Below are 555 nucleotides of genomic sequence, written 5' to 3' on the forward strand. Positions count from 1 at the left end.
GCACATGGTTACCACGTTACCCAGAACATCAACACGTTACTTACCAACAATGGCTTGGCGAACGATCTCTCGTCTGCTTTTAACAACACCGATGTGACCGGAAATCCATTCTCAACGTGGACTGTAACGGTCAACAACATTGGCTCTAACTCCTTATCTGCCTATCAAGCTAGTGGAGTTCAAACTGATGTCGATTTTGACGATACGGTGTCGATCTACCCCGGTGAGTCAATCACTTACCTAGTTGAAACTACACTGACGCCAATCACCATTGGTACGCTTCAAGGCTTTTCTGCTGCCGTCAAAGATGAATCAGGTTCATTAGTTCAGAGTGCAAACGTCACAGATACAGTCAATGCAGAAAAAGTGCTGAACGTTTCTGACTCCGATATTGCCATTTCTAAAACAACCACCGCATCAGAATATGTGCCCGGTGGAAACATCGAATATGAAATTACGGTAACCAACGATTCGTCTAAGTACTTTGCCAATAACTTATTGATTCAAGACAACTTAACTTGTGTCATGACGGAGCAAGCAGGCGGCGCTGGCGAT

General features: G+C 44.7%; 1 protein-coding gene. It reads left to right on the top strand.

All coding sequences use genetic code 11. The features are described 5' to 3' along the window. Window positions 1–555, top strand: a 555-nt coding sequence (locus tag R7044_RS27280) for a DUF11 domain-containing protein (RefSeq protein ID WP_225456234.1), incomplete at both ends; no start/stop codon positions are given.

The organism is Vibrio sp. 1402 (genome assembly GCF_033340275.1).